Source organism: Neptuniibacter caesariensis, from assembly GCF_000153345.1.
In the GTDB taxonomy this organism is placed as follows: domain Bacteria; phylum Pseudomonadota; class Gammaproteobacteria; order Pseudomonadales; family Balneatricaceae; genus Neptuniibacter; species Neptuniibacter caesariensis.
The window spans coordinates 1,809,762-1,833,676 of record NZ_CH724125.1; the positions used below are offsets into that span (position 1 = coordinate 1,809,762).

The following is a 23,915-nucleotide window of genomic DNA, read 5'->3' on the forward strand; positions in this document are numbered from 1 at the left end:
AAGGGCCGCATGCAGATAGCCGCAGCGGCCCCTAAGTAAAAGTCTATCCTAATTACTTCTGAATATCTTCCCAGCTCATATAAGCAGATTTTCTATTTCTAGCTTTAATCTGGTTTAGTGATTCATCAGACACTTTAGAATTGGCTTTTTGCTTGCCTGTTTTATTCGCTTTCATCACTGCCCAACCACTGAAACCAGCCAAAGCGGCTTCCAGGTTATCGGCAATGTTTGCAGACTCATCTTTATCTTCAGTTTTATCCGAAGATTCACCTTCAGCTGGACTAGCCTCCTGAGTATCTGCTGACTCAGCATCAGCATCATTCTCAGTATTTGCCTCCGGTGCGACACACTCCTGAGGCTGTTCTTCACCCTCAGCGCCTTCAACGACCTCACCCTCAACAGGTATACACTCTTGCTGCTCAGCGTTGGTTTCTCCTTCCGCTGGCACAGCTCCTTCGACCTGCTCAGCCTCTTCAGTTTCATCACCAGCAGCTGTCGGATCAAACTGAATGACAACATCAACACCCGGTGCTGCAGTTCCACTGAGGTTCTGGAGATCGACCAGACGCCCCAGAGCGGCCAAAGCATCATCGGTAAGTTCAGTGGAAACAGCCGTACGACTACGGGCAACCTCACCCAGTGCAGACTGATCAAAGATCTGTTGCGCAATACTCTTGTAAAGGCCGATCTGCGAGGAACGAATCAGGTCCAAACCACCTTGAGCCAGTGTAATAACGAATGTTGCTTGCTCACCCGATGTTTCGGCATCAGCTGCAAATGTGTAGCGAGCATACTCACCCACCATGACATCTTCAGAGAAACTACCGTAGAACAGATCACCACCCGCACCACCAATCATGCGGTCGAGGCCTTCACCGCCTCTCAGGATATCGTCATCACCATCCAGATCATTGATCTCTTCCAGGTCCTTCGATTCCAGAACAATCGTAGATGGATTACGCGTAACCATACCGGAGTCACCGGTCATCAGGTCATCACCAGCACCACCATCCAGTTCATCTTTGCCGAACCCACCGAAGATGATATCGCGATCATCGCCACCAGTCAGATTGTCGTCACCGCCCAATGTAAAGTCATCGGTGTAAGCATTTAGATAACGCCCAGATTCATCATTCTGAATGAAGCCATCATCACCAATGATAATGGTTTCGCCAGATTCATTTGTAACCGTGTCGTTACCTACACCTGCGATTGCTTGATCATCACCGGAGCCCAGTGAAATATTGTCATCACCACCAGTATCGTTGGTTGTATCAGTGCTCTCTAAGGTGTCACGAATACCCAAGTTGAAGGTAATACGACCGTTATCACCAATAACACTATCATTACCGGCGCTAACGCTAATTGTGTCATTCCCTTTACCACCCAGCACAATGTCATCACCGGAGCCGGATTCGATCGTATCGTCGTCACCTAGCTCGTGCTCGACCGTGTAGGCTTCAGTTATAACCTCATCAGTGCCGTAGTTCAGCACACCGTTGTCACCAATAATGTGATCATCACCAGAACCTGTAGTGATATTGTCTTCGCCTAGGCCGGCAATTACACGGTTATGACCCTCACCACCATCAATGATATCCGCTGCGGTCGCGTCTCCTGCTTCATCAACACTGAAGAAGGTTTCCACATTACCGTTGCTATAGAGTTTCATTTCACCGAAATCACCCATGATCCAGTCACCGCCAGCATCACCAAAGATGTCATCGGCACCGGCACCACCAAAGATACGATCAGACCCTTCATTACCCTTGATCAGATCTGCCTGACCTTCGGTTTGCTCTTTAGTCAGCAAGCGAACAAAGCGGTTATTTGCCAGCAATGCCGTAGCGTGATCACCAAAGATAATGTCATCGTCACTGACAACGATTGCAGCTCCGGCATCGCCATTGCCACCGAACAAGTTATCGGCGCCAATACCGCCCATAATGAGGTCGTCGCCCTCATTACCTTTAATGGTATCGTTATCTCCATTCACCAGCTCTACAGTGGTAATCGAATCCAGAGTCGTGATGTCGGTATCACCGTCGTTATAGTCAACAACCGCATGATCACCAATGAGAATATCTGCACCACTACCACCTTCGATATCATCCTGACCATGGCCACCCATAATGATGTCATCATCAGCTCCACCTTTGAGGATGTCATTAGCCACTTCATCACGATTGGTTGTCGTGACGCTGACTACCGCACCAGTCGTTAGGATACGATTGGTATCCGTGACCTGATCTATTACACCTTTGTCACCAAAGATGATGTCATTGCCTGAACCACCATCGATAGTATCTACACCAACGGTCAGGGCATCCGAAGTCTCAGGGTTATCATTGACCGCATCAGCAGTGTTCACGACACTGAGAACCTGAGTAGACAAACTCAAGCGTTTTGTCAGATCCAGATTAAAGCCGGCATCACCATAGATATGGTCATCACCACCCAGGCCGTAAATCTCATCATTACCGGAACCACCAGCAATATGATCACCGTAGTTACTACCTGTCAGGGTATCGTTACCCTGACCACCATAGATCACAACTGATCCCGAAGCGCCAGAAGCATTGATCGTATCGTTGTAGTTGTTTGGCGTATCAAACTCACGGGCTTTATCTGTCTTAACATCGGATGTCGATGTATAGGTAGAACCATCCTGAACAGAATCACCTAACAGAATCAGAGGAGAGCTTGCTCCGCCCCCACCAGTAACCGTGATGGTATCGCTACCGCCACCACCGTGGATCACCGTGATAACACCCTCAGCTGTACTCTGAACAGTAAAGTTGTCATTACCCTGACCATTGAGTACTTCAACAACTTCCACATCATTGTAGTGGACGCCGTCAGTACCCATGCCAAGCCCGGTAATCGTGGAATCTGTCAGGAAGCCGGTATCCGCAGAGCGACTGCCATCATTAAACAGATACAGAGTATCGGTTTGCGCGGCTTCATCCGTAGTAATGTCAACGGTTGGAAGCTCTTCATCAGTTTCAGTTGGCAGCATCACCGCTTTAGCCAGCGCACGCTCTTTACCTGGAGGAACCGATCCCTCGATCACCAACTTACCGCGAATCTGATCAAGCGTATGCGGTTGCAATGGAGGATTCTGTACCGGCTGATTCGACGCATCAGGGATGTAAGCCGGATTAACAGCAACAACGACTTCTACAGGGGAATCCCAATCAGCCGCAGTGAAGGTCACCGTGCCATCCGCCGCATTGAAACGAGGATCTGTACTGCTAACTAAAGTCTGACCATCAGTCAGAACATTGACGGTGACAGGATCGGTAGGTTCAGTGCTCAACACCAGGCTGTAATTATCTGTTTCGCCATTACTGACAATCGTTGAACCGTTTGTCGGCGTAACGATGACCGTACCGGTATCGTTATCGACCACGTTCACGTCTAGCTCTTCGGTAGTCACAGTATTAAACCCTGAACCACCCTGGTCACTTGACGTGGTAAATGTTACGGCCGTGCGGAACAGGTTCTCAACATCAGCATCATCAACAGCTGTAACTGTCACTGTCTGAGCACTGTTCCAGTTGTCTTTATCAAAGGTAAGTACAGTTTTGTTGAAACCGATCTCGCCGGCAGCATTCTTCTCTGCGAGTACTACAGTTACTGTTTCTCCATCTGCAGGCTGCTGAGTCAGGGCTACAGTGAACGAGTCACCGCTGGCAGCACCTTCTACCACACGGGTATCTACATCCGATGGAGTAATGATCAGATCCGCCTGATCATTGTCATACACAGTCACTTCTACGTTATTGATATCCAGTTCATTAAAGTCTGGGTTATCACTTAGTACACTGTGGTTAATAACAACGGTGCGTTCGCCTTCAATCGCGCCATCATCAACCGCTTTAACGTAGATTTTCTGTTTACGTAACCAGTCATCAACCGAACCACCAGCCGCTTCAGAATCGAAATTCAGAACCAGAGATTCATAGAAGTTTATATTATCCGTAGAAACCAGAATGCTATCCGCAGGATCTCCGCCACCCACCGTTGGCAGCTCTTTATCACTGCTGGATGCACGCGCTGCAGATACTGTCACATAAGCGATAGTCGCCGCGGTTGGTTTCGCTGCAGCCAAGGATACTTCGTAGAAATCGGAAAGCAGACCGTTTTCATCAACGACCAAACTACCATCTACAGAATCAACCTGGATCTTGCCAGTTTCATCATCTGCCACATTGAGAGACACCCCGTCAACGAAGATACCATTGAAACGAGGATCATCACTCCAGACACTGTGATTAATGAAGCCACTGCGGCCTTCAACCGAATAAGAGACAATGTCTTCGGTCACATCACCCGCTACGCTAAAGGTATCACTACCCAAACCGCCGATAATCGTTGTGACCACATCTTCGCTTGTGCTGAGTATGTAGAAGTTGTCATCGCCTTCCAGACCATCAACTTCAGCAAACTCGATGCCCTCAAAACCGATATTCAGACCTGCGCCAAAGATACCATCTTCAGTGATCATGAAGTTATCGTCGGCTTCGGTACCCAGCACGACAAGCGTATCATTGCCCGCACCACCATCAATTTTCAATGGTGCGTTAATGCTGTACTGGATATTATCGGCACCGTCACCACCAAACAGTTCAGTTTCACCACCACCTGCTGTTTCGGTTGTTCCTTTCTTCAGGAACGCTCGAACTACAAAAGAGTCATCGTCATTTTCACCGTAAAGTTTGGTCAAGGCCTTATTGCTGTATACCGTGATCTGATCTTCACCATCACCACCGTACACGATCATAGGCAGACTATTACCATTACTCAGGAAGCCGAGTGTTGTCTCAGTGGTTTCGATCTCATCGCCGACTGCAACAAAAGGCGCCTGACGATCGGCACCATACAGCTGGCCAATCTGGAAGGTATCATCACCTGCCCCACCATCCAGTGTAGTAATACTGCTATTGTCATCACTGTAGAAGCCATCATTACCGGCATGACCATTAATGGTCAGGCGCGCATTGATGTTTTCATTGTAATTAATTCGTTCGACATTGTTGCTGAAGCCCGCATCCATATCGCCATGCAATGCTGCCACAAAGTTAGCGCGTAGTAAGAATGCGTCAGCATCCGCTGTACCATTAATCGTTAGCGTATCAGCACCACTGTCACGAGCGCCGGTATCTTCTACATCGATAATGTAGTCTGCATCATTCGCCGTCCGGTTAATCGTGTAACGATCCGTACCGGCTTCGCCATCCAGAACTAATTTATCACTACGGCTGTGAAGCTCATTGATCGTGATCTGATCATTATCAGCACCACCTTCAATACGCGTATCGCCGGTCAATAAAGAGTCATCATCAAGATCCAGAAGAATAACGTCTTCACCTGCTTCACCATCGATCAGAATGGTAGGCGCTGTGACATTCCCTGTAACATTGATCGTGTCGTCATCAGCATTACCACGCACGGTGATTGACGTACCCGCCACAAGATCGCCATCAACCTGGATTGTGCTGCCCTCAGCATCTGAACTCGATGCATCGCCGTTAATCACAATCGTTGTCGCTGCATCCAGCTTCGCTCCATCATTATGAATGAAATCATCACCCGCATTCACTGTGATAGAACCCGTCTGAGAAGTCACAGTGATATTAGCGTTGACAGTAAGATCATCCCCAGCAGAGTTATCATTCGATGTGAGGATAATATTGCCGTTCGCGGTAATATTCTCAGCAACCGTTAACGGGCTGTTGGTTGTTAGGTTAACGCTACCACCCGCCTGCATCCCCGGGTCTGAGCCATCAACAACGCCACCTACAGCCATCGCCCCCGTATTAACAATCCAGGTACTACCGGTTGTAGACTGACCTTCGATATTACCTACCCGTGTCGCAAGGGCATTATCACTCTCACCAATATCCTGCGCGGCAAACAGGTAAGCTTTACCGGAGACTACGTTATCGCCCGTCTGATTATCATTCAGGATTCTGCCAACAGGCGCTGCTATAAAGGCAGTCGCCGCTGCGCCTGCAGCAACTTCGTTCAGGTAAAGGTCACCCACCATTTCGATAACATAACTGTTAGCAAAACTGCTGATAGTCAGATTATCTCCGGTCTGAGATCCCGTATCGATCTGCAGATCGTTGCCCACTTCACCTACCGTGTTGAATTGTGAAGTAAGGATAATACTGCCACCAATAACATCCGCCACCTCAGACGCCAGATCATCTACTGCATCCACAATCGACATATGCGCACGCAGATCAACATCGCCTGCCGTTGATTCGATATGGTCAACATTCATATCCTGCAGGGTTTCTGATAAGCGAATACTATCTCGGGTATTAGCATTGATATTGCCGCTGGTTAGGTCAATATCCAGATAATCACCCGTCTCACCTATACCACCTGCTAGAGCAAACAACGTGATGTTAGCGGCACGGATATTTTCATATTCGTGATTCAGGCCATCAACAATTGAACCTGCTTGTGCATCAAGGTAAACCAGGCCGCTCTGAGAGTAGATTGTCGCGACATTGATATTGCCGTCCTTCTCAACGACATAGATATCGCCACTTGCTCGAGCCGTCAGCAGTGCATCAGCCTGAAGGTCGATCAAGAATTTGTCTGTACTACTACCAATCGTGCCATCAGCCGCTTCAAGTACGAGGTTGCCACCAGTTACGGCCGCAACTCCGGCATCCGCTTCATTGATTAGCGATTTCGCACTCTTAATGCGAACCGCATCGCCAGCGGCTACAGACTTAACGCGAATATCTTTTTCAGAACCGATATAGATATTGCCCGTCGCACTGAAGCTAATTTCTTCCAGTGCATCGATATCAATATCTTCACGTTGGTCAATACCGATCGTCTGAACCGCCGCCGTGGTTTTTCCGGTGGCCGTAATATCTGTGGTGGTTGCGCTTCCTAGGCTGGAAGCATCAACTTCCTCAGCATCAATCACTTTGCCACTGATACGGCTGATCAGATAATAAGTGCCATTTTCTAGTACATAACTGCCTTTAATCAGGCCATCATCCGCCCAAGCACCTGCATCGGTACGAATAAAGGTCGTTGCGGTCGGATTATTCAGAATTGCAGAAACAGTGACTGTCATTCCCACTTCTGAAGATAGCGTATCTGTTGAGACTAAGGTGATAACGGTATCTGTAACGGATGCAATTTCAAAGAAGGAGCCTTCTTCACTTGCATTTGCAGAGTTGCCATCAACACGAATTTGCATACCGGCAACAAAACCATCGGTAACCCAGGAGCCGGAAGCGCGTGTCATGGTATCAGCTGACGCCCCACCATCGACAAAGGTGACAACGACGTTTTCGCTCTTCTCACCGCTCATGAAGAAGACATCAGGACGCTCAGCCGCAGCCAAAGCAACCCGCTCATCATCGGTGTAATCACCATCCGCATCAATGAAAGTCGTACCCGTTGCTTCACCAACACTACCCGACAAGACATTCACGGTTACAGTGCCCGCAGCGGTGATGTTTTCGTCTTCAATCGTTGCCTGCGTATCAGTTACAGGTTTAAGCAAACCGGCACTGATAAGGTTCAGTAACTCATCTTCTTCCCACAGTCGAATACTGTCAGTTAAAGCAGTTTCCTCAGCGGTTGTGAGCGTGTATGTGAAACCAGCATCATATGGATCCGCCCCATAGCTAGTATGGAGTGTGTGATATTCCGCTGTACGTTTGTTTGCTAATGTTTGCAGGGCATCATCAACATAGCTGGTCAGTGCCGCACCGGACAAACCATTAGATGTGCCTAGTTCAGTATAATATTCTGTATAGAACGTTGTTTCTTCGGTACTCAGCGTGGCCTGTTGTGAAGCATCATAGGCACCTGCAAACTGGTTATTGCGGATATCCCAGTAAGCCTGATATTCCTGTTCCCGGCTATTCGCAAATGCATCTAGCGTTTCCTGAATCTTGGCATTGGCAGCGGCTGAGCCTTTGATCAGGCCCAGATCTTCCCAAAGCCCAGTGCTCAACTCAGCATAAGTACGTTCATCACGAACGGCACTATCATTAGCATCGACCAGAGACCCGGCGGTGATCGTAATAGTCACATCACCCGCAGTACTGGTGGCTTCACGCAGACGCAATCCATTGTCTTTTTCTGTCAGGTTAATATCACCATTCGCGGAAACGGTGACGTAATCTTTAACCTCACGACCGGAATCCAGGTTCACAGCGGCGGCTGAGCTACCCACAGCACCTTCTGTAGCGATATTAATAATACCTGCCTGAATTAAGCCCGACCCGACAGAAGCGATACCGCCTTTAGAGCTCAGGAATACCTGACCACCGGTATCGTTTAATTTATCGTAAGCCGACGCTGAGATAATCTCATTGATGTTCAGTGAACCATCCAACTCGGCAATGTTAATTCGGCCACCCGATGTGTATGCGCTTAAGCTTGAAGTGGCATTATTGGTCAGATTTGTACGTAGCGCCGTTAACTCATTAAGCTCAGTACTTACCGTACCATCGTCATTGAGTATTGCTCCGCCACCGATACTAGCTGCGCTCAGAGTAAGCGTCTGTCCGCCTACGGTGCTGTTCTGCGACGTAGTAATTGAGCCATTGGTCACGATCTGTGTCAGACCAGTCTCGTTACTAATATTGCCCAAGATCTCAACATCACCGCCATACTGCGAGAACACCTGAACCTTACCCGTCTCTTTACCGGTGAAGTTGATCGAGATGCCGTAATCAGCCTTGATGGAATGGGTCGAGATATCCTGAACTTTGTCCTCTTTAACAAACTTACTGTAGTAAGTTTTCTTACCGTACCAGGTACTGGTGGTCCATTTTTTCACCAGGCTGGTTTCTGAGGTCAGCGTGATCTTATCTGAGTCGTAAATATAAGGATCACTGATATTCGTACTGTCCTTATAGAAGTACGCGCCCTGGCCCTGCAGCACTGGTGTACCCACTTTCTCAGGCGTACCCACGAAGGTTACGGTATCTGGGTCTTTTGCGAATGCATCAATACCCAACCAGGATGAAGTACCAATAGTTCGGTAGATACGTTCAAAGCTTTCCTGACCAACGGACCATGCGTAGCGCCAACCGCCAGTGTCAGGCTGATAGGTCATATTATTACTGCCAGTTGTGGTACCGGATTCAGAAATAATCCTCACGCCTGCAGCTGTTTTCTCATAGATCGTAGTAAATGGATCTGCTGAAGTACCTTTCGCCTTATCGTTGATAATTAAGATACCAGCGCCTCGAGTGGAGGCATCCAGACCTTGCAACGCAATATCCAGGCTGGTGTTATTGGTGACTTTAATCTCACCGTATCCGCCTAATACTTCGATATTTGAGTTTTGATTAGTGTTCAGAATGTGGCCTGTGAGGCTGACATAACCACCGCTAACACGTAGCTCACCCACCAGAATGCGATCATTGGCAACATCGTAATAAACCGAGAAATCTTCAGTAGATGCACTCAGTTTGACATAACCACCTCTGCCAGATTGTTTAATGCCGTTAATTTCATCTTCAACCGCGGCACTGATGACCAGCTCATATACTTCCCGGCCACTCTGAATTTTACCGTTTACATTGATGAACTCAGCATCGATGGAGATACGGTCTGCGTATATATTCGGAGTGTTAATCGAGCGATAAATCTCGTTGTTAGCATTGGTATCGGTCCCTTCTTGCAGACCATTATTACCAATCTCCGCATTCCATTTAGCATATTCAGAACCACCCACGGAATAGGTAGATCCAGGTGGCAGATCAACAACCAGCGAGCCTTTGGTTTTCTGGATCAGATCTTTAACATCCAGATCCGCGTACACATTGATATCACCTTCACCCAGAGTTTCATCAGCTTCAGCTGTACCTGGTAATGGTGTACCCGCCAGACTCTTTATAGTCAGACTACCTGAGCGGTTCGTAATATCACCGTAAATGGAAATAGATGGCCACGTCAGGTTTGCGTTGTTGCCACCTTGAAGTTTCAACAAGGCGATATCGGCATCATTAACAATCACGATGGATGGATCATCAACATTCGCTTCAGCACCCTGAAGTTCACCATTCAGGTATAGGCCGCCATTTTCCTGCGGAATCGTAATATCATTAATGTTAAGTGACGCAGTCGTATGGTTAATGATATTTACCGATGCATCACCTGGCGCGGTAATCGTGCCGTTCGTGCTCAGCGAGTCTGCACGAACATCGATACGACCGGCTTCAGCATGGATATCGTGTACGGTAATAATTGGAACAGTGACTTCGTTACGAACGTAAATCCCCTGTGGAACCCCGTTAATCTCAACTTCTTCCAATAAGCCTTTAGCTAAAAGTTCCTGCTCAATACGGTTGATTTCGCCTTTATAGAAAGCTTCCAGATCAGTGTCGTTATTTGGATCACCGTCATTAAAGACTTCTAACTGTCTCTCTGCTTCATCAAGCGCAGTAAACAACGATGAACTGATCAGGCCAGAACCGTCAGAGAAGGTGACACCATCAGTCGCCGTGTAGTCAGAAACAGTACCGTCGTTGCCCAGCGCATTGAATTCTATTGATTGATTTCGTTTAGTACCTGTTTCCAGATTACCGTTAACGATTACATTACCTGTCGCGCCACTATCCACATCACCATCAAAGGCTTCAGTGCCACCCAATTCAGATGCCCAGTTAACCGCTTTTGCTTTTGCAAACATATCAGCAAAGCCGAAACGTTCAGCATGCAGGTTCATCTGACGGGCTGACTTAACATCAGCACCACTGTTAACAGTGATAATGTTGTTCTGGAACAAAGTAGCGGTAGCATTGATGTCATCAATTGGAATAACGCTACCGGCAAAACTATCGGCTACAGCATGGACTTTATAATCATCGCGGTTAAATTCAGTGTCCGTACCTACAGAAAGGTTCACATCACCATCCGCATTGATATCCGCATTGGTACCAATTGTGACGTAATTCTCTGGAGACAGTGTAGCTCGGGCATTGGCCGCTGCTACCGTAGCCGCACCATAGGTATCAACACTGATGGTCGCTTCAACTTCACCTTTACCACGGGCAGAAATATTGACTTCACCCGTACTATTCAATGCAGCACCTGTTCCTATTGTTACATCTGCAAGGAACTCAGTTTCTGTAATACTATTGCCCGCACCGGCCCCTGCCAGCGCACCACCTGATTTGAGAACAACTTTCTCTTTGGCAATGACATCGTTCAGAGCATGTAGATCAATGCCCTGAGTAATATCGGTATTGGTAACGGTTAATTGAGCACCGTCATTGATATTAACCTGGGTATTCATATCCAGCGTTGTATCACTGTCGGCACCGGCACCGCTGGCAACACCACCCGTCGTACCGTTGATGTTTGCTCCCGAGGACAGCCAATCTTTACGTACACGGTTCAGCGCATCAGCATCGATATCTTTTGCAACGATCGTCGCGTTATTACCGACTGTCGTTGATACATCAGCGGTTACATAGTGGTCAGTCTCGGCACCCGCACCGGACAATACACCACCTGCCACGGCATCAATTTCAGAGTTAAATTTGGCAATATGCTCAGCCTTAATATCCAGCTCACCAGTACCTGAAGTGGCACCCAGAGTGATAGAAGCATTATTACCAATCGTTGCAGTGGTCGTGCTGAAGTTATTGGTTTGAGTCTGCGCACCCGCCCCAGCCAGGACACCACCACTACCTGCATTTGAATATGCGAAGTTATCATCCGTCGCCGTGGAAGCAAGATTCAGGCTGCCCGCATTAACCGTAACACCGCTGCCAACATAAGCATTGGTCGTCGTATTTGAGTTAGCTTTAGCAACACTTGCACCCGCTGCAACAATACCACCGGTATTGCTGTTAGATTCCGCATTCTGACGGGTATTGGTTGTAGCGGTAATTGTGGTAACACCCGCAACATTCAAAGTGGAGTTATTACCAATCACACTCTGTACATTGCTGGATGTGGTCAATTCACTCAGTGTCGCATTGACACCGACAAGGGAACCAGAAGAGCCTGTAGATTCCGCTTTAATGCCATCGCCGCCAGATTTAACAGCCGTAGAGGCAGTAACATTTAAGGTATTTGCGGTGATGCTGACATTACCTGAAGAGGCATCCGCAGAACCCAAAGAAGCACTCACGATAGGTGTCACATCAACATCGGTCAGCGAGACACCTACGGTCAAGCCACCCGCCGATACACCCAGCATATCGGTTTCGATCTCTGGTGTTACAACCGCATTCACTGTTACACCCTCGGCAACAGTAACATCGGCTCCTGCGCCTATAGCCGCACGAACAATTGGTGTGAACGATATATTTGCATCATTACCTGAGCCAGCGCCTAAGCCAGCAGCAACTGCTGTGACATCCAGATCAACGTCCAACTCAGACGCAGCATTGACCGTCAGGCTGTCAACGTTACCTGTAGACTGGCCGACCTGAGCATAGTTACCCATCAGAGCCGTGGTGCTACCGGAAACACTGACATCACCCACTGCAGCACCGGCAGCCGCCGTGCCCACGGAAACGCCTACAATATCGATATCAATATTTCGATCAGCTTTAGCATCGATGATGATGTCATCAGCTTTAACGAACTTAGCGCCGTTACTATCAGAGGTACCATTTTCAACGTAGGCACTCTGATTACTGCTGTCCTTAACAATGGCTACCTGGGCACCTAAACCGACGACGCCGGCAGAACCGCCATACACCTTAGTCGTTACATTACTGGTGTAATCGGCATCAACAGTTACATCACCTGTCGTAGAGATCGTGCCGCCATTACCAATATAGGCTTTGGTATCCGCATCCATCGTTGCGATAGAGACAGTACCACCCACACTGACACCGCCACTGGCCGCTAAACCACCAGCCAAGACATCAAGGTTTACTGTTTCATCCGCCTTCACGGTGACAGATGCCGCATCGCCCTGAATAGTTACATTGTCTCCAATGTAAGCCTGGGTGCTATAACCATTGCTGACGCTGGTTTTAATATCTGTCGAGTATGTTGTGCTATCCGCTTTAGCCTGAGCACGTTGAGCTGATGAATCATTACTGTCGCCACTCAAACCAGAAACAGTTCCGTTTCCAAAGGCATCAGTAATATTGTCCTGAGATGAATCCAGCTCGCCATTGTTTTCTGAATCTGGAGCAGAGCCAATAGAAATATAAGAGACCGCGCCACTGATTGCTAAACCGGCTCCGCCGGCAAAGCCAACTACGTTAGATTCAACATTACGAGTAGATTTAGCATCCACCCGAACAGCACCCGCGGTGGTGATAACAGAGTTATCCCCAATATGGGCATCAACGGTGTTATTGATCGTAATAACATCCACGGACGCACCCGCTCCGCCACCACCAACTGAGGCGGAACCGACCAGACTGGCAGCCTCTTTATTCACATTGATCGTATTTTCAGCATCCACCGTTACTGCAGATGCATTGACCGTTGTTGACGCTCCAAGAGCGGCCGAGGTATGAGAGGTACTACTTAGAACACCTACGGAAGCAGCAAGAGATCCTAAGCCGCCAGCACCCGCTCCGATAAAGGCATCAGAGGTTTCTTTAGATGTTGCTAATACTGAAACACTGCCTGTTGTCGTGAGCGTTGAAGATTGCGTTGTATAAGCTTTAGTCGTGCCATCAAACAGTGCTACTGAAACCGATGCACCCGCGCCAGCGGCACCCAACGCAATCGAAGTATCAACAAAGCTCATATCAACATCAGAGTCTGCGCTGATGGTAATAGCACCGTCAGAGATCAGGTCGGCGTCACTAACATAGGCCTCAGTTAAAGAGGAAGACTTAAAGGCTGAAGCTGTACCCGATGCACCTACATATAAACCACCACCAACACTGACAGCCACTGTGCTCAGATTTTCATCAGAGGTCGCGTTGACACTAATGCCATCAGCCGCATAAATATCTTTGCTGTTATTGCTACCATCGACATAGGCACGTGTCGTATTGGTAATAAAGTTAGTATCAACAGTAGCAGCCGCGCCACCACCAGCAAGGCCTACGCCCGCTGCACCACCACCGCTCACAAAATCGGTTTGCTGATGCGCATTGACCTTAAGGTGCTTGCCTCGATCGGTAGAATTATTGATCGTTGAATTCTTAACCCGTGCTTCAGATGTATTCGCTACCCTGTTGACCAGCACGTTAGCGGCCAGACCAACCGTGCCTGAAACGCCGCCGGCACCTGCGTATGACTCAAGGTTAGTCGCGACATTGGAACGAACAGATACGCCATTAACGGTGTCTGTTGAGCCTGCATTCGCGGTAGGTTTAACCTCAACCCCATTGCCAAGACCTTTAGCAACAACCGTCGCATTATCAATATAAGCATAAGTGCCGTTATCTAACTGATTAACGGTAACCGCACCACCAATACCCGCAGTACCGGATGCACCGATGGAGCCAACAATGCCTTCTGATGTATCTTTCGATTCGGCATAAACGGAGATGCTACCATCCGTAGTCACAGTGGCAGTATCAATGAAAGCATTGACCTGGTTTTCTAATAGATTAGCACCGGCAGATCCAGCCACACTTGCGGCTCCGGAACCTGCAACGCTGGCAACCAATGTTTTCACTGTTGAGTCAGACAGTGATTCAATCACTATGTCATTGCTATTACCGGACGTAATAGAAACCGTCGTACCAGAACCGGATACGCCAGCAGAAATGTTGTTAGCAATTTCGTTATAGGCAACAGCACCTCCAACAGCAGCAGTACCGGAACCGGCTATCACTACCGCAGCAGAACGAATAGTTGAGGTATCAGTTGCACGAACCGTTACGCTGCCTGTCGTCGTTACCTGAGCGCCATTAGTAATTGTCGCCTCGACATTTTTCTTGATCCAGTTCAGGGACAGTGCACCCGATCCTGCAAACGTACCTGCACCTGAGAGGCCCACACTCAAAGAGTTGATGTTGGCATTGGCGATTGCATTCATCGCCAAAGTTCCGGTATTTACCGTCGCATTATCGATGTAAACTTTTGCGAAGTTCTTACGGGTTGATGCGGGGTCATCCGGATCGCCACCAATGTAGTTATATGCAACCGCGGCACCCACAGCGGCAGTACCTGCACCACTCATACCAGCGGCTAGTGAATTCAGAGTTGCCTGATCGGAGGCACGCAAGCTGACACCGCCCGAGTTCGCTGTAACCGTCGCATTATCAGCGATAAACGCTTCTACCTCATTGCGAATCCAGTTCAGGCTTAACGCACCAGCTCCAGCTGCTGTTCCGGCTCCAGCGCCGCTAACCGCAAAACTCCAGATCTGTGCATCAAGAATCGGATCAGGGTTTTCAGTAGGGTCTGCAGCATTCGCTGCATAAGTATCCGCTTGAGTTGCGGAACTGCCATCACCGATGGTTGGCAACTGATTTGTATTCAGAACTTCCGCTGCAACATTTACGCTACCTGTTTGCGCGGTAGCTGTCGTACCTGAGCCTTCAATGCTGGCACTAATACTACTGCGCATATCATTAGTCGCGGAAGCGATAGAACCCGCTGCCGTACCTGCTCCAGACCCGCCACCAGCAACAATGATCATAATCGGAGTCACTGTCGCGCTAACGTCTACATCTGTCGAGGCTGTGACATCGGCACCACCTTTAATGGAAGCATCAACAATATTGCGCATAAAGTTGATGGAAACAGAACCCGCTACAGCAACTGTTCCTGCACCCGCTGCACCGATAGTGACATTAATAATGCTGGCATCAGCATGAGCAGCCACTTCGACACCCGCAGCAGAAGAATCGACTTGCGAGTTATCGATATACGCCAGGACCTCACCGGCATCATCAGACAAACGGCTGCTATCGATGGTACGACTTGGATCAGAAGGAGTGCCACCGATGTAGTTATAAGCTAATGCAGCGCCGATTGCTGTAGTACCTGCACCCGCTGCTCCAACGGCCACTGTCGTCATTTCCGCATCATCACGGGCATTAACTTTAATATCACCCGTCGCATCTACATCAGCACCACCGCTGATATAAGCCTGAACATTGTTATGCAACCAGTTCAACGATATAGCGGCACCTGCAGCAAAGGTATTTGCTCCCGCACCCGCCACCGTGACATTGATAATCTGCGCGCTAGTATCGGTTTCAGACGGCAGATCTGCGGTATCTACACCCAGACTGGCCAGATCAGCGGCAGTAGTTGGCGGTGCAAAACCGGCAGTGACAGAAACATTGCCGGCTGAGGAATTAACCGTTGAGCCATCGACATAAGCTTTGATGGTATTACCGACATCGGTCGTTGATACGGCCGCTCCAATAGCCGCGGTACCTGCACCTGCACCGGCACCAGAAACAACAACCATTGTTGTGCTATCAGACGCTGCGACTGAGATGTCACCGGTCGCATGAAGGCCTTTATTTGGTGTGGATGTTGCAGAGCTATCTTTACTATTGGTAACTTTAGCTTCAACGGTGTTGGTTATCTCATTGACTGATACGGAACCACCTAACGCAAACTTCCCGGCACCCGCACCACCAATAGCGACACTTACCAGGGTTTCTTCAGCCGTGGCAGTGACATTAATATTTGAACCTGATCCAGTCATTCGGATCAGCGAATTATCTACCTCAGAAGTGATCGTATTGCCGATCAAATTCACCCCGATGCTAGCACCCAGGGCCACTTTACCTGCACCAGCTCCGGCACCTGCAATCCCTACACTGGTTGAGGAATCCTGAGCAATGACAGATGTAGAGGTGTTATTGCCCCGGCCTTCAATTGTGCTGTTGGAAACCGTTGCACTTACCGTATTCGCGGTCTGATTCGCCGATACCGCTGCACCAATAGCCAGCTTATTTGTACCCGCGCCACCCAGAGAAATGCCAATAAGCGAGCTACTTTCCAACGCTTTTACAGTCACATTGCCATCTGTGCGCAGGGTAGATCCTTCAACACGCGCTTTAACCGTGTTGGTCATAAAGTTCAGGGCAAGCGCAGCACCGAGACCTGCTTTGCCACCTGCAGCGAAACCACCTGCGAAAGAGAAGATAGAAGAGTCATCCAGGGCCGAAATGGTTACATTTCCAGCCGAGTCAGATGTAGTAGTGGTATTCAATACTGCCGCATCAACATCCGTATCAACCATATTGATCGACAAGGTGCCGGCCAGACTTAAACCACCTGTACTGCTTGTAGATACCCCTACCGTGCCAGTAACCGCCACCAGTAAACCATCAGCTTTGGCATTCACATCCAAGCCACCGGTGTATTTCAAACTACCCACGTTATCAATCTTAGAGGTAACTGAGTTCTCAATTTCGGAGAATGCGACAGAAACACCCGCACCGGATTTACCACCAAAGCCACCAGCACCCGCAACCAAAATCAGGTTACTGGAATCATCCGCATGCATAGATAGCAAACCATTGACCACCACAGTTGGAGTATTGGTTATGCTTGTTTCTGTGGAATAAGTTATCCGTGTCACAGCAACCGAGCCACCTACGGCAGTTCCCTGCTGTCCCGTCGCACCGGCAACACCTACATTGATAGATACAACCCAGCCTGTGCGGCTTGCATCCATATCCAGACGGGAAGTCGTAATGACACCAGCGTTATCGATATACGCCGCACTCTTACCGCCGACCAGATTAATACCGATCGCGCCTGCGATACCTGTAGCAGATTTACCCGCGCTTGCCGAAGAGATAGCAGCAGAACCCGCCAAAGAGCCTATCGCTGTTGTATCTTCAGACTTAATCGTGATCGTGCCGGAAGAAGCCGTCACATCACCACTGGAATCGATATAAGCCCAGACATCATCGTTTACATAGTTGATGGTCACCGAGCCAGAGATACCGTATCCAGACTTGCCCGCATTCTCACTGGCAGTTGACCCGCTACCCGAAGAGCCACTGCCGCTGGACTCACCAAAGCGAGCCTTAAGCTCAGCGATCACGTTATCGTAATTCTTCTGATTGTTTGGCAGCTTACCTGGATCATCAGTACTACTGCTGGAACCATCGGAAGTGTTCTGGTTCATACCAGAACCGGCATTCTCCGGCGTATTACTACTCGATGTTTTAGCACCAGAGATTGCCAGCGAGCCTACAAAACCACCGTGAGTCGCTTCCAACGACAGGTCACCACCCACAGTCACGGAGCCTAGTGAAGCGGCTACTGCCTCACCTGAGCGCGCGCCGATCAGCGCTTCCGTTTGACGATCAATAAAGTTACCTGATACTGCCGCACCGACGCCTACATGTTCAGAGCTTGCGATACCACCGGCCACGGTAATCAGGTAAGCATCATCATTGGCTTTAACCTGCATGGACGGACCACTGCCGCCAATGTCACCACTGCCCACATTGATCGTGGCACCTTCAGATACCTGAGCCACTGTTTCATTAACAATAGAGCTGAAGATAACAGCCCCATTAAAGGCAATATTATCGGACTGTCCGCCAGATGCACCCAGCGTTACACCAACGGTCTGGTTATCAGCGCTAACTTTTAAAGCATCCGCATCCAGCAGAACACCATCTTCAATTTTTGCCGTCGAATTACCGGTAAACCCATGATAAAGAACGGTCAGACCAGCTGCACTACCACCATCAGCAGATGAGGAACCTGCACCACCACTTTCCCAAGAAGGTTTCCAGGTACGTTGCTTATCAGCACCTGAGCCCGTGGTATTCCCGGAAGCGATGCCAGGGGTTTTGAAGTTACCGCCCAGCGCCGCCAAATGATTCACACTGGCAGCAGTGACAACTACATCACCAGGCGTACCAGAACTCTTCAAGCGCTGGTTGATTTCCGCACCGGATTTAATACGTGCATCGGAATCCTGCTCGATAAACATGGCGGTTCCGGCACCGGCAATAGACAGTTTCTGTCCTTCTGCCGTTGCAACCGTCCAGGAATCGATCAGGTTATTATCCAGACCCAGGTTATCATCCAGATAGGTTGTCAGCTGACCCAGGAAGTTTGTTGCCTTGTCCGCAACCGGGTTGATCTCTTTCCAATTCCCGGAACTGAAGTCCGTGGTAGAGAGATCATAGTTCTCGACAAAATCGCCGGTGTATTCGTAGAAAGAACCAACATTACCACCCGCGGTGTGGCCCTGTTTAACTTCAACAACGCCTTTTAATTTAATCGGCTGAGCATAATCTTCGGTGGTGTTGTAATCCGCCTCGATACTGTTGCTATCGATAAGCGGAGCAATAAGGTTTGCGCCCCACAATCCCAGCGGGTCAATTTTGTTAAGCGCCTGCGAATCGACTGTCAGCGTACCTGCTGTATCGACTTTTGCATTGGAATTGATAAAAGCATCTGCATCGTTTTCAAAAACGCCAACAGCAATCGCAACCGAGCCGCCCTTGTTAGCCTGTGGCCCCTTAGATGGATCGCTGGCATTTTCATCAGCCGCGCTTGAAGTAGCCGTTACATCCGGGCGAGACTCAACTTTCGCCTGAACCGTAATATCGCCTGTAGAGGTCACATCACCGTTAGTACCATCGCCAATACGAGCATCTGCACGGTTTCTATCGATGACCACCGCTGTACTAAAGCTAGCATCAAACTTCCAAGGATCGGCCGGAGGATCTGAAGTAAATACGCCAGCAACCGCATTCGATACCTTCGTGATCAAACCACCTGTGAGCTTATCAACCCCAGCGGTCATTTTCTCTTTCGCCGTCGCTTCGGTATCTTCCAGCAGGTTACCTTTGGACTCAGAGCCATTCGCGGACACCGCCTGCACACCATTTACGATGGTAGGAACAACCACCATATTGGTAGATTCAATAGCGGCTTTTTCCATCTCAGCGGTGACAGAGACGGTATCAGACTGGCTAACCGTACCATCAAGATAGGCATTGGTATCGCTGGTTTCATAACTGAATGCCAGTGCTACACCCAATGCACCATCGTTGCCAGAGATCGCCCTGGCCATAGTACGGTTTCGCTCAACAGAGTTAGCATCAACCGTCAGATCACCGCCAACACTCAGGATCGCGGTATCTTTAACATGCGCTGTCGATTCGGAATCCAGGACACTGATACCCACAGCCACCGCGATGGTGCCTGCAGCCGTCGGGTCAGCCAGCACATCTGTCGTGCTGTCTGCCGTAGAGCGAATGATCAGATCATCAGTCGTGGTTATCTTACCTTCGACTTCAACTTTTGCCGTGTTATCAATAACACCTGCAGCACCTGCAAAGGCCCAGCCAATCGGAGACGCACTAACATTAACAACGGAAGTCGCATCGGCAACAAAGTCTTCCGCTTCTACTTCAGTTTCTTTACCGATCTTAACTTTGGCATTACCTTTCGCATAAGAAACCGCGACAAAGGCTGCAAAGTTTTCTGTTGCGCCGATAAGGGATTCTGCACCAAAGGCAACATAGTCAGATAGAGAGAAATCCCACTGATCGGTGTCTTTGAGGTAGTGCTGTGCATCAGCACGCGCATAGATGGTGACATCGGCACCTTTAAGGATCGTTTTCTCGCCTGTACCGGAAAGGTTTTCACCAATGGTTACGGTCGCTTCAATAAAATCGATATTGGCAAAACCAGAGGTCCAGTCCTGGCGGTCATCCAACGCTAAAATAGAAATATTACCGGATGAAGAGGTATTGTTTTTAGCGATCAGCTGTGCGCCTTCATCGATGGTGATGTTAATACCTTCGAGAATAATATCCCCGGACACCCCACCCGCCACATTAGAGGTGGTATCGATGGTGTAACCTTTGATCTCTATGGTATCTGCCAGCAGTTTAATGCTGGTGCCGTCCAGCGAAATATCTTCGCTAACGGTCAATTTACTGTTCGAAGAAAGCGTTTGCGTACCTGCATTAGCACCGCTGAAGGTTACCCAACCAAAGTCTGCCTGAGTAACCAACCCATCCGAGTCCAGAACCTTCACTTCGTTTGCGCTGCCGCCACCGACATCGATAGTGACTTTATCCGTGCCCGCAATTAATCCGGTTGGATCGATGATAAAGATGTCATCTTTATCGCCCCCCTTCAGGGTATCTTTACCACCACCAGTAGCCAGCGTTACGCTGGAAAGCGTATAACCGGAGGCATCCAGCGTATTATCGCTTGCGCCCCCCGTTAGGGTAATTTGTTCAATACTGGTTAATTCATCCGCTGCATCAGCGCCGATAACCAGTTCCGCATCATGAGCACCAGCAGGTGCTGCATCGCTCAAAGTCATATTCAGGTCGAACGTCTCAATGAGATGGTCCTGACCACCATTACCATCGATCACATCGGCACCTAGACCACCGGAAATCTGATCTGCGCCACCCGAGCCTGTAATGGTATCGGCACCCGCTCCACCTGAAAGGATAACCGAACCGGTGCCCAGTGTTTCACCTGTCACCGACGCACTACTACCTGAGAAAGTCAGCCCCAGATCTTTAGCCGTTGATGTGTCATTCAGTGAGCTGATTTCAGTAATCGCATCACCGCTGCTGGTAACTTTGATCGCGATACCATCCAGCACAGCGGTTAGAGAAGCATCAGCAGCGGTAATTTGATCCAGTACATCCTGAATGGTATTAGCAGTACTCAGATCAATTTCAATGGATGTAGTACCCAGCTTGATCAACAGATCGTTTCCTACGCCGGTTCCTACACCGAAACCATTGTTTAGGTAGTAGAGCTGAGTCGTCGCATCAACATTACTAAAACCTGACGCATCAATCGTATTGGCACCCGCACCACCGGTCAGCTCTGCACCTTCGATACCAGATAATGTATCGTCTTCAGTACTGGTTGCAGCATTTGACGCATTCAGAAGCGATGCAGAGGTAAGATAAAAGTTACGATCACCGGATTCCGACAAAATATCATTGCCTGTTCCGCCATCAATATTATCTTCACCAGCACCGCCGGAAAGAATATCGCTACCAGAACCGCCTTTAAGAATATCCGCTGCCGAACCACCACGCAGAATATCGTCGCCCGAACCCGCGTCTAATGTAACAGAACCAGAGAATCCGGAAGCGTCCATAATATTGGCACCTTGCCCCGTAGTCAGTTCTGCTTGCTCAACATTAGTGATGGTATCGTCTTCAGCAAAATACTGAGAAATTGCCAATGATGCGGTTCCACCCACCAGACTGGTGTCATCCAGAGTGAGATCCGCCACATCACTATTAGCAAGATCACCGGTAAAAGTAATAGTCCATTGGGTTGTACCATCCACAGGATCAGTGGATACATCCATATCCCCTAAAGAGACCGCGATGTCACGTTCACCAATATTCGATAGGTTACGCAGAGCCGCTTTAATTTCTGCAACTGATGCATTATGCGCAAGCGCAGCGGTTGTTTGCCCATCAAAGGTCAGGGTAAAGGTACCCCCAGTTACACCTGTGAGCGTAACAAGTGCCGTTTCATTTTTACTGGAAGTCAGTGCGGAACTGGCTGCGGCCCCGACTAATGCAAAATGGCCGTTGCTGCTTTCAACCAGTGTATCTGTACCACCGAGGCCATCGATGATATCGGCACCCAGCCCACCCGTAATAAGATCAGCTTGAGCTGAACCGGTAATGTTGTCGGCTCCAGATCCACCATCGATGGTGACACCACCTTTGCTGAAGGTTGCCGCAGTAATAGTATTCGCAGAATCACCACCAGTAAGGCTGGCGGTTTCGATATTACTTAGCGTGTCTTCATCAACAGAATCGATAATAATCTTCGTATCTGTCAGTTCGATATTGACGTCTCGGCTGACAACCACCGTATCCGAGCCACCAAGACCATCAATCGTATCACTACCCAACCCACCTTTAATGCTATCCGCATTGGCTGTGCCGGTAAGCGTATCATCACCGGCACCACCATCGATGGTCACGCCACCCGTTCCAGTGAACAAAGAAGCATTAATGACATTTCCAGAATCACCACCTGTCAGCTCGGCAGCTTCAAAACCAGAAATCGTATCTTCACCTGAACCTACCGCTTCAGATCCAAAGCGAACCTCCGAATCTGAAAGGGTGATGTCGGCATCACGTGTTACAACCAACGTATCCGTACCGCCTCCACCAGCGAGCGTATTACTGTTGCTGTTGCCCGCTATGATATCGTCGTGTGCTGAACCTGTTACGTGATCGAAACCGGTTACGGAAGCAAAACCAGTAGCAACGCCAGCAGAGAGATCAACGGTAACCCCAATGCCATACGCAGAGTAATCCAGCGTATCGCCAGCTGTACCGCTTAGGTTCTCGACTCCGGTGAAGCTAACGCCCTGGACCGACCCAGAATAAGTATCAGTTAAAGACCATGAGGAAGTACCCGCAGCGTTAACAACAGTGTCACTGCCCTCACCGCCGGCAATGTTATCGACACCGCTAAAAGATAAACTACCTGCATTACCACTGCCGGAGCCTGTCAGGTTCCATGCAGTATCTGCACTCGTACCAGTAACGGTATCGCCGTCACTACCACCGGTACCACCATCAAAGTTGATCAGCAATCCGGTAGTATCATCCAGAATACTGTTTTCAAGAGTTAAAGATTCATCGGAACCATCCACACCATTGATGGTTAAACTGTTTAGAACCGTAGAACCTGTATCATCGATCAGCGTGTATTCCTGAAGCACGGCAGAGTCTTCAGAATCGGCAGTATTATCCAGGATCTGGACGAGGGTAACGTCATCTTCCTGAAGTAGTCGTACAGTCAAATCCGCATTGGCAGCTGCGGCGAAAACAGGGTCGGCAGAGAGAAGCAGGCGAGGTTCAAGGGACTCTAGCCTGAAACGATCATTACGGAGAGCATTGCGGGCACTACTCGGCCTCTGAGCCCCCTCAGTCGGCACGCCAATATTGGCCCGGTTCACAGCATTCCAAAGCCGACTCTTCCCTAGATCATTCCATTTAATCGCCATGTTTCTACCCTCAATCGGT

At 49.1% G+C, this 23,915-nt stretch carries 1 protein-coding gene; it reads right to left on the reverse strand.

What is annotated here, in order from left to right; translation table 11 throughout:
• Window positions 1–52 precede the first annotated feature (52 nt).
• Complete coding sequence (locus MED92_RS08525) at window positions 53–23,896, reverse strand: LEPR-XLL domain-containing protein (RefSeq protein ID WP_040661691.1); 23,844 nt, start codon at window positions 23,894–23,896, stop codon at window positions 53–55.
• Between the last annotated feature and the right edge of the window lie 19 nt (window positions 23,897–23,915).

Coding starts and splice junctions, on each gene's coding strand:
- MED92_RS08525 (WP_040661691.1), bottom strand. CDS start 23,896: ATGGCGATTAAATGGAATGATCTAGGGAAGAGTCGGCTTTGGAATGCT.